Origin of the sequence: Corynebacterium sp. HMSC071F07, from assembly GCF_001810285.1 — a bacterium.
GTDB classification, from domain to species: domain Bacteria; phylum Actinomycetota; class Actinomycetes; order Mycobacteriales; family Mycobacteriaceae; genus Corynebacterium; species Corynebacterium simulans.
The window spans coordinates 224,300-233,902 of record NZ_KV800694.1 but is presented as its reverse complement, the minus strand read 5'-3'; the positions used below and the strand labels follow the sequence as shown (position 1 = coordinate 233,902).

The 9,603-nt window shown below is 60.0% G+C and carries 9 protein-coding genes; 7 read left to right on the top strand and 2 right to left on the bottom strand.

Going from position 1 to position 9,603, the window contains the following annotated elements:
• Positions 1–45: 45 nt before the first annotated feature.
• The gene (locus HMPREF2724_RS02820; protein ID WP_141748303.1) at positions 46–687 is read right to left on the bottom strand and encodes a hypothetical protein; all 642 of its coding nucleotides are present in this window, start codon (positions 685–687) and stop codon (positions 46–48) included.
• A 294-nt stretch (positions 688–981) separates the two neighbouring features.
• On the opposite strand from HMPREF2724_RS02820, the gene HMPREF2724_RS02815 reads away from it, so the two are divergent.
• From HMPREF2724_RS02815 to trpA, 6 genes are read left to right on the top strand one after another with little or no spacing between them, the layout of a single operon-like run.
• The gene (locus HMPREF2724_RS02815; RefSeq protein WP_070587013.1) at positions 982–2,517 is read left to right on the top strand and encodes an anthranilate synthase component 1; all 1,536 of its coding nucleotides are present in this window, start codon (positions 982–984) and stop codon (positions 2,515–2,517) included.
• A complete protein-coding gene (locus HMPREF2724_RS02810) occupies positions 2,514–3,179 on the top strand; it encodes an anthranilate synthase component II (protein WP_061925439.1) in 666 nt (221 codons plus the stop codon). The genes HMPREF2724_RS02815 and HMPREF2724_RS02810 overlap by 4 nt, the downstream gene beginning before the upstream one ends.
• The gene (gene trpD / locus HMPREF2724_RS02805) at positions 3,180–4,202 is read left to right on the top strand and encodes an anthranilate phosphoribosyltransferase (protein ID WP_070432466.1); all 1,023 of its coding nucleotides are present in this window, start codon (positions 3,180–3,182) and stop codon (positions 4,200–4,202) included.
• Positions 4,195–5,571, top strand: coding sequence for a bifunctional indole-3-glycerol-phosphate synthase TrpC/phosphoribosylanthranilate isomerase TrpF (gene trpCF / locus HMPREF2724_RS02800; protein WP_070432467.1), 1,377 nt, complete (start codon positions 4,195–4,197; stop codon positions 5,569–5,571). Before trpD ends, trpCF begins: the two co-directional genes overlap by 8 nt.
• A 37-nt stretch (positions 5,572–5,608) precedes the next feature.
• Positions 5,609–6,823 (top strand): tryptophan synthase subunit beta, encoded by a 1,215-nt coding sequence (trpB, locus tag HMPREF2724_RS02795; protein WP_070587011.1) that lies wholly within the window; start codon positions 5,609–5,611, stop codon positions 6,821–6,823.
• Complete coding sequence (gene trpA / locus HMPREF2724_RS02790) at positions 6,823–7,641, top strand: tryptophan synthase subunit alpha (protein ID WP_070587009.1); 819 nt, start codon at positions 6,823–6,825, stop codon at positions 7,639–7,641. Before trpB ends, trpA begins: the two co-directional genes overlap by 1 nt.
• 112 nt (positions 7,642–7,753) lie before the next feature.
• Here trpA and HMPREF2724_RS02785 read toward each other — a convergent pair whose 3' ends face one another.
• Positions 7,754–8,971, bottom strand: coding sequence for a dicarboxylate/amino acid:cation symporter (locus HMPREF2724_RS02785; protein WP_070587007.1), 1,218 nt, complete (start codon positions 8,969–8,971; stop codon positions 7,754–7,756).
• A 167-nt stretch (positions 8,972–9,138) separates the two neighbouring features.
• Between HMPREF2724_RS02785 and HMPREF2724_RS02780 the strand changes: the two genes are divergently transcribed.
• Positions 9,139–9,594 carry an SdpI family protein gene (locus HMPREF2724_RS02780; RefSeq protein WP_061925457.1) on the top strand — a complete coding sequence of 152 codons (456 nt, stop codon included), beginning with the start codon at positions 9,139–9,141 and terminating at the stop codon, positions 9,592–9,594.
• Positions 9,595–9,603 lie beyond the last annotated feature (9 nt).

Genomic DNA, 9,603 nt, shown 5'->3' with positions numbered 1-9,603 from the left:
TGTTTCACGTGAAACACTACGCGGGGCGTTTAGCGTTAGCAGCGCCTAGGAGTGCTTAGCCAGGAGCGCTTCCAGACGCTCCGCGAGCGGCTGGCGGTTCAGCTCCGCTCCCTTCTCGCGGAGATCGGCAGCTTCAAATTCTGGAAGGACCTTATCCAAGACCTCGTTAGAAGATTCTTCTGGGTGCTTCAACGCGCGATAGAAAGCGGCACTCAACACGATTTGTTCCATCACCGCTATGGGCTTGCCCGGAGCATATTCCGGAGCATCCGGCTCAAAGTCCCAGACCTGGACCCAGTCGAGGCCGAAGAACTTGGGACAATTTCCTTCCACGATTTCGCGGGCGTAGTTGCGGGGAAGGGCAGCGCTACGGCGGCCCGGATCGAAGATAGCGAGGACTGGCTCGCCATCGTCCTCTCCAACCACGAGCCAATCGCTGCCGTGGTATTCCACCAGCGATTGGCCGAGCACGAGCTCAACCTCATCGACACTGAGATTCGGAGCGACCTCACGGGCGAAGGCGTCGACATATGGCGCTTGCCATGTCTTGTGCTTCTTCAGCTTCTCATCGTCGCCGTGAACTTCCATGAAACGCTTGAAGGTCTCGGCCGCTTCCTCACGACGCTTGGTTAGTTGTTCCGAGTACTGTTCCTGAAGTGGTGCGAGTTTGGATTCAAGTGTGCCCATGGTCACAACCATACATCGGAGCATTCATTTGTTCGTGCATAAAATGTGCTCGAAACCACACACGTAGCACACACTCATGCTATGGTGTGTCTCATGCAACTTCTGGCCAACAAGACCCAGAACTGGTGGTGGCTCGCGTAACTGCGGGCCGGTTCACTCGAACCCAGAAGATTTAGGCTCGCGTTATGCGGGCCTTTCGTGGTTTTATAACCACCACGGCGCACGCGGCGCGAATCTAAAGCTTCAAAACTTTAAAAGCTACAGACAACATTTAGCCGCGAAAGGCCACCACGAATGCCACCAACCCCTACCTCCGGAACGGTCTTCCATACCGCCTCCCGAGCGATACCTTATGAGCAGGATGCATCCCTGCTTTTCCAACGGCTCGCGCAGCCGAAGGATAGCCTCCTCCTTGAAGCCGCCGACATCGAGTCGAAAAAGAACCTCAATTGCATCGCAATTCTCCAGGCCGCGCTGAAAGTTACCTGCCGGGGACAGCGTGTCACAGCCACGCCACTAACTAAAGTGGGCGAGGCAATGATGGAGCGCCTCAAGGATCAGCTTGGCGAGTACTTCGATGGCGAGGCGTTCGCCTTTAGCCTTTCCGCGAAGAGCGACGAGCGCGAGCGCCTCCGCGACGTTTCGACCGCCGCCGTACTTCGTGCCCTTCAATTAGATGCCGGATACTCCACGCCGGATGGCGCCCTTCCATTCGTCGGAGGCGGCTTTGCTTATGACTATCTCGAGACCTTCGAGAAACCGCCCGCCGTAGGGGAGGGGCCGAACGATTATCCGGATTATGAGTTTCTCGTCGCACAGACTCTCCTCACCATCGACCACGCTGCAGAGACCGCCGCGTTGCATGCGGTCGATCTGAATGAGGACGCGGCGTCGGCAAGCTCGGCAGAGCTCGCATCCATCAAGCCGCAAAGTCTAGAACCCGCACCGAACCGAGATCGCCTCGCTGCGGAAGCTTCGATGACCGACTCCAAGTTCCGCGCCATTGTGTCACAGTTACAAAATAACGTGACTGTGGGGGACATCTACCAAGTGGTGCCATCCCGCGCATTTTCCCTCGATTGCCCCGACGCCTTCGCCGCCTACCGCCAACTGCGCGAGACGAACCCTTCGCCGTATATGTTCTACGTGCGCGGCGCGGACTATGAGCTCTTCGGCGCCTCACCAGAATCCAACCTAAAGTTCGACGCCCCAAGCCGCGAGGTTCAGCTTTATCCCATCGCCGGCACACGGCCGCGCGGGCTCAACAAGGATGGCAGCATCAACCACGAACTCGACATCCGCAACGAGCTCGAGATGCGCACGGATAACAAGGAAGTTGCCGAGCACACGATGCTTGTGGATCTGGCCCGCAACGACCTCGCGCGCGTGGCCGTCCCACAGACTCGCAAGGTCGCCGAGCTGCTCCAGGTGGATCGCTACTCCCGCGTGATGCACTTGGTTTCACGTGTAACCGCCACCCTCCACGAGGACTACGACGCCCTCGACGCCTATCGCGCATGCATGAACATGGGCACTCTCACCGGCGCCCCGAAGCTTCGCGCGATGGAACTCATCCGCGAAACCGAGAAAACGCGCCGCGGTTCCTACGGCGGGGGCGGGGGATACTTGAAGGGCGATGGCTCCATGGATAACTGCATCGTCATCCGCTCCGCCTACGTGAAAGGCGGGGTAGCGGTGGTTCAGGCTGGCGCCGGCGTTGTCCGCGATTCCGTGCCGCAGGCCGAAGCCGATGAAACCTTGCACAAGGCCTATGCCGTGCTGCACGCCATCGCACTCGCTCATAACGCAAAACTGGAGGTTGTCCGGTGACGCATTCCACGCAGACTCATTCCCCGCACGTGGTGCTCATCGATAACCACGATTCCTTCGTCTACAACTTGGTCGACGCGCTCGCCGGCTACCGCACGACCATCTTCCGCAATACCGTCTCGGTTGAAGAAGTCCTGGCTGCGGAACCCGACATCATCTGTCTCTCCCCAGGCCCGGGCCACCCGCGCGAGGCCGGCTGCATGATGGAACTCATCGATAAGGTGCTGGGGAAGATCCCGTTGTTTGGCATCTGCCTCGGCTTCCAAGCGCTGCTGGATCACCACGGCGGCACCGTCGAGCCCTGCGGCCCGGTTCACGGCAAGTCGGTCCGGATGACCCTCACTAAAGCTGGCGCGAAACATCCCATCTTCACCGGGCTCGCCGTCGACTCCGAGCCGGACAATCCGGATTACGTCGGCACCCAAGTCCCAGTGGCGCGCTATCACTCCCTGGGCTGCAAGAAAATCCCTACAGAAATGCGGGCGCTGGCTACCACCGAGACCGCCATCGGAGACGTCGTCATGGCGGCCGAGACCGAGGACCAGATGGCCTTCGGGGTCCAGTTCCACCCAGAGTCCGTACTTAGTCCCACCGGGCCCATCATGCTGGAAAGCTGCATCGAGTATTTGTCCGCGAAGTACCTATTTGGAAAGGCCAACTAAATGGAAGACAAGAACGCACTGAAGCTCCTCCAGGAGTACTTGAACACCGCCGAACCCACCCTCGAACAGGCCGGGAAGGTCTTTACTTCGCTGACCGTCGGCGAGTACGACGACATTCACATCGCCGCTTTGCTCACCCACATCCGCACCAGGGGCGAGACGCTTGCCGACGTCGCCGGTGCCGCCCATGCCTTCCTGAAGGCCGGCCGCCCTTTCCCGATCACCGGCGAGGGCCTGATGGACACCGCGGGCACCGGTGGTGACGGTGCGAATACCATCAACATCACCACCGCGGCGTCGCTAGTCGCAGCCTCCGACGGGGTGAAGATGATCAAGCACGGCAACCGCTCGGTTTCTTCCAAGTCGGGTTCGGCCGACGTCCTCGAGGCGCTGAACATTCCGCTAGACCTCAATCCAGAGCGCGCCGTGCGCCAGTTTGAGGAGTCCAACTTCACCTTCCTCTTCGCCCCGGCCTATAACCCGGCGGTGGCACACGTGCAGCCGGTGCGCAAAGCACTCGGCATCTCCACCATCTTCAACACCCTCGGTCCACTGCTTTCCCCGGGCCGCCCGGAGTTTCAGATCATGGGCATCGCCAACCCCGCGCAGGGACGCCTCATCGCGGAAGTCTTCAAGGAGCTAGGCCGCACCCGCGCGTTGGTGGTCCACGGTGCGGGCACCGATGAGATTGCCGTCCACGGCACCACCCACATGTGGGAGCTAAAGGATGGCGAGATCAGCGAATATGACGTCACGCCAGAAAGCCTCGGCATTGAACGCCACGAGCTCGCGGACCTCGTCGGCGGTGACGGCGCGGAGAATGCGCAGCTGCTTCGCGACGTCTTCGCGGGGGAGGGCAAGCCCGCACACCGCGATGCCATCGTCGCCGCGGCGGGTGCGATGTTCTATCTCTACGGCAAAACCGCAACCATCGCCGAGGGCGTCGCCCACGCGAAGGAAATCATCGACTCCGGCCAGGTGGCCGATTGGTTGCGCACCCACGAGGAGGCGAACTATGCCTAAGCTGCCAACGGTGCTGGAGGGGATCGTCGCGGGGCGTCGCACCCACCTCGCGGAGATCCGTGAGCGCATCGCCCACGTGGATCTGGCGAACCTGCCGAAGTCGGAGCGTTCGCTTTACGACGCCCTGGATGGCACCAATCGCTTCATCATGGAGTGCAAGTCCTCCTCACCTTCGCTCGGCCTCATCCGCGAGCACTACGAGCCGGGTGCCATCGCGCGCATCTACTCCCACTATGCCTCGGCAATTTCGGTACTGTGCGAACCCGATAAGTTCGGCGGCGATTATGATCATCTGCAAACCGTCGCGATGTCCACACATCTGCCGGTGCTGTGCAAGGACTTCATCATCGACCCGATTCAGGTTTATGCCGCGCGCTACTATGGCGCCGACGCCATCTTGTTGATGATGTCCATCGTCGACGACGCGACCTACGCGGAGCTGAAGGCGCTCGCCGATTCCTTAGGACTGGACGTACTGACGGAGGCGATTACCAAGGAGGAGGTCGACCGCGCCGTCGCCTTCGGCGTCGACATCATCGGCATCAATAATCGGAACCTCCACGATCTGAGCATCGACCTGACGCGTTCGGAAAAGCTCGCGGAATATGTTCCGCAAGGCAAGATCATTGTCTCCGAGTCAGGAATCCGCGATAACCAGACGGTGCGTCGCATCGGCGGCCACGCCAACGCTTTCCTCGTCGGCTCTCAACTGACGAGCCAGCCGGACATTGACCTGGCCGCGCGCCGCCTCGTCTACGGCGACAATAAGGTCTGCGGACTCAGCACTCCTTCCGCGGCGCAGGCGGCTCGTGCGGCCGGTGCCATCTACGGCGGACTCATCTTCGAGGAGGACTCTCCGCGCAATGTTTCACGTGAAACTGCGGAACAGATCATCAGCCACGAGCCGGGGCTGCGTTACGTTGCGGTCTCGCGCCGCACATCCAACTTCGCGGAGATTGCATTCGAGGGCATCCACGCAATCCAGCTGCATGCCCCGTATCAGGGGAGCGTCGAAGCCGAGCGCGCGCTCATCGCGGAGGCCCGCAAGCATTCGAACTTTGTCTGGCGTGCCATCGACATGACGGCGCCGGATGCCCCGGACTTGGCGCGGGCGCTTGCCGGAGACGCGGATCTCCTCGTTCTCGACACCGGCCGCGGCGGCACGGGGCAGACCTTCGATTGGTCCACGGTTCCACGTGATATCCCGGCCCTCCTCGCTGGAGGACTCAACCTCGAGAATCTGGAGGAAGCGCTCGCCGTCGGCACCGCCGGCCTCGACCTCAACTCCGGAATGGAGACCTCCCGCGGCAAGGACTCTGGCCTCATCGCCCGCGCCTTCCAAACCATCCGCAACTACACAAATCCTTAAATTGACTTCTTCACAACACCCCGACACAGGAAAGAACATGACTGAAACACAAGAAACCAGGGAAACCTTGCTCCCGGCCTACTTCGGTGAATTCGGCGGGCAATTCGTGCCAGAATCCCTCATCCCAGCTCTCGATCAGCTTGAGCAAGCCTTCGTCGATGCCCAAAACGATCCCTCCTTCCGTGAGGAGCTCGCCGGCTACCTGAAGGATTACCTCGGCCGCCCGACTCCGCTGACCGAGGCAACCAAGCTCGGCGGCAAGGCCCGCATCTTCCTCAAGCGCGAGGACTTGGTGCACGGCGGCGCACACAAGACGAACCAGGTAATCGGCCAAGCTCTGCTGGCCAAGCGCATGGGCAAGACCCGCATCATCGCAGAGACCGGCGCCGGCCAGCACGGCACCGCCACCGCACTGGCTTGCGCACTGCTCGACCTTGAATGCGTGGTCTACATGGGAGCCAAGGATGTCGAGCGCCAGCAGCCCAACGTCTACCGCATGGAACTCATGGGCGCCAAGGTCGTCCCCGTCGACACCGGCTCCGGCACCCTCAAGGACGCGGTTAACGAAGCACTGCGCGATTGGACTGCAACCTTCCACGAGTCCCACTACCTCCTCGGCACCGCCGCTGGCCCGCACCCGTTCCCAACCATCGTGCGCGAGTTCCACAAGGTCATCTCTGAAGAGGCCAAGGCGCAGATGATCGAGCAGACTGGCGCGCTGCCAGACCTCGTCGTCGCCTGTGTCGGCGGCGGCTCCAACGCCATCGGCATGTTCGCCGATTTCATTGAGGACGAGGGAGTCGGGCTAGTTGGCGCTGAGCCAGGAGGCGAGGGCCTCGACTCCGGCAAGCACGGCGCCACCATCAACAACGGAACGGTGGGCATCCTCCACGGTGCGCGCTCCTATCTGATGCGCAATGCTGACGGCCAAGTAGAGGAGTCTTACTCCATCTCCGCCGGCTTGGATTACCCGGGTGTCGGCCCACAACACGCACACCTGTCTAAGACCGGCCGCGCTAAGTACGTCGGCATCACCGATGCCGAGGCACTCGAAGCCTTTCAGCTACTGAGCAAGAAGGAGGGCATCATCCCGGCCCTCGAATCTTCCCACGCCCTCGCCTATGCGTTGAAGCGTAAAGAAGAAGACATCACCATCCTCGTATCCCTTTCTGGCCGCGGCGATAAAGACATCGACCACGTCCGCCACACCCTCGAGCAGAACCCACAGCTGCGCCTCAAGGAGGAAAACTAATGAGCCGCTACGACACCCTGTTTGCCACCCTCAAGGACGAGGGAGCATTCGTTCCTTTCATCATGCTGAGCGATCCCTCTCCGGAAGTAGCTCTGGAGATCGTCCGCGCGGCCGTCGCCGGCGGTGCCGACGCCCTCGAGTTGGGCGTTCCTTTCTCTGACCCAGTTGCCGATGGCCCGACGATTCAGGCCTCGCACATCCGCGCGCTAGCCAACGGCGCGACCGTCGATGCCGCAATTGAGCAGATCAAGCAGATTCGCTCCGAGTTTCCGGAGCTTCCCATCGGCATGTTGATCTACGGCAACGTCCCATTCACCCGCGGCATCGAGAACTTCTATCAGGAGTTCCACGATGCGGGTGCAGATAGCATCCTGCTTCCCGACGTCCCGGTGCGCGAAGGCGCCCCATTCGTCGCGGCCGCGGAGAAGGCTGGTGTCGACCCAATCTTCATCGCCCCGGCACAGGCGAGCGAGAAGACCTTGGCAGGCGTGGCTAAGTACTCCAAGGGTTACATTTATGCCATCTCCCGCGACGGCGTGACTGGTACGGAGAAAGCCTCGGAGACCCGCGGCCTCGACGAGGTGGTTGCCAACGTAAAGCGCTTCGAAGGCGCTCCGGTTCTCCTCGGCTTCGGCATCTCCACCCCAGAACACGTTGCCGATGCCATCGCTGCCGGCGCAGCGGGCGCTATCACCGGCTCCGCAATCACCAAGATCATTGAGAAGCACGTTTCACGTGAAACCGACATTGATGTCGATGCCCTTAAGCAAGACATCACCGACTTCGTCGCATCCATGAAGGCGGCGACCAAGAAGTAGCGGCACTTAAAAAAACTGAGCGCATCAAAACGCATATAAAAAGACCCGAGGAAGTTCTCGCATGAACTTTCCTCGGGTCTTTATTTTGGATTTAGCGCCTATAAAGCCAGCTTTATTGTTGCTCGGCTGGGGTAGTGGTCTCCTCGTCAAGGCCCTCAATCTTGCCGCGTGCGAAGCGATCCACAATCATCGCGATTGCGCCGTCGCCGGGGACATTCGCTGCGGTACCGACCGAGTCGATGGCAATGTATGCCGCAATCATGAGCGCCACGAGGGAATCATCGAAGCCCATGTGTGCCTGCAGAAGACCCACCGCAACCATCACCGCACCGCCTGGGACGCCAGGCGCAGCAACCATCATGATGGCCAGAAGGAAGATGAACCCTGCCGCCTCGCCGAAGGAAACATCCATGCCCGTCATCGTGACGATGGCGAAAGCGTACAGGGTCAGCTTGATCATCGAGCCCGAGATGTGGATGGTTGCGCCGAGTGGAATGACGAAACCAGCCACGGGACGAGAGATGCCATTCTTGAGCGTGGACTCTAGGGAGACCGGAATCGTGGCAGCTGAGGATGAGGTACCCAGCGCGGTGAAATAGGCCGGCGCCATATTCTTTAGCGCGACGAAGGGATTCTTGCGCGCGATTGCGCCAGCAACCAGGTACTGGAAGAGGAGGTACACGATGGTCATGACGACGGCGAGGATAAGCACCTTAGAGAAAGCAACGAGGACGTCGCCAAGATTGCCATTCATTCCCAGCGACAAGAACATGCCGAAGATGTAGACCGGCAGAAGCGGAACGACGAATCCCCAGATAATCTTGACTACGACGGCTTCCAGCTCTTTAGTCACCGCATAGAGAGTGTCGGACTTCACCGCAGTCATCGCAACGCCGATACAGAAGGACAAAAGCAACGCCGACATTACTTCGAAAGGTGGCGGCATATCCACGGTGAAGTAGGGCTGCAGCGCACCTTCCTCAATATCAGAAACGTTGGTATCGATGGTCTGGCCCGCAAGCATCGTTGGATAAAGCGCGACTGACAATCCATAGGCAATGAAGCCCGCGAGAATCGTGGAGCCATACGCGAGTGCGACCGTCATTCCGAGCCATTTGCCAGCGCCGCGACCAAGCCCCGCAATCGCAGGCGCCACGAGGGCGAAAATCAGAACTGGGATGAAGAAGCCCAGAAAGTTTCCGAAGAGCCCATTGAACGTGGCGAAGATGCGCGCGGCCCATTCCGGCAGAATGAAGCTAGCAGCAATGCCCAATATGATCGCAGCGACGATCTTAAAGAGCAAAGAGCTAGTAATACTCTTGAGGTTCATTTAGCTATCTTTTCATTGTTATGTGGTGCGTGTGACCACTGTTTTCTTTGGCACAACACGAGCAGAATGTTACCAAACGAGCAGCTTTTCACACTCATCGTAAAATCACCGCGAACCCACGAAGAGCTGGATTTTCTTCTGGCAAATTCAGGGATAAACTAGGGGACATGCTCGCGATAGCCATCATCTTCTTTACCCTCGCCGCCATCTTCCTCATCGTGGGCGGCCTCGCCACCGCGCGTAAGCTCCCCGGTAATAGTGTCGTGGGCCTCCGCCTGGTAGAAATCCGCAAGACTAAGGAAGCTTGGGACAATGCTCATGCAATCGCCGGCCCATTCTGGATGCTCGCTGGTGTCTCTTTGCTCTTCGGCGGAGTCGTGGCGATCTCCGCACGCGGCTGGATGTGGACCATCCCGGCCCTGACTTTTGTGATTTCCATCCTGGCGCTGTCCATCGGATCTAACATGGGTTCTCGCGCAGCCTTCCTGTGGGATGAAGCCCACAAGGCAGAAGAGGGCTGCGGTGACAGCTGCAACTGTGGCGACGATGGATGCGGCTCCACCGAACCCGAGGTAGATCTCGGGGCGCTCCGCAAGGCAGCCGAGCAAGCAGATCACGCCTAGCAAGCCTTC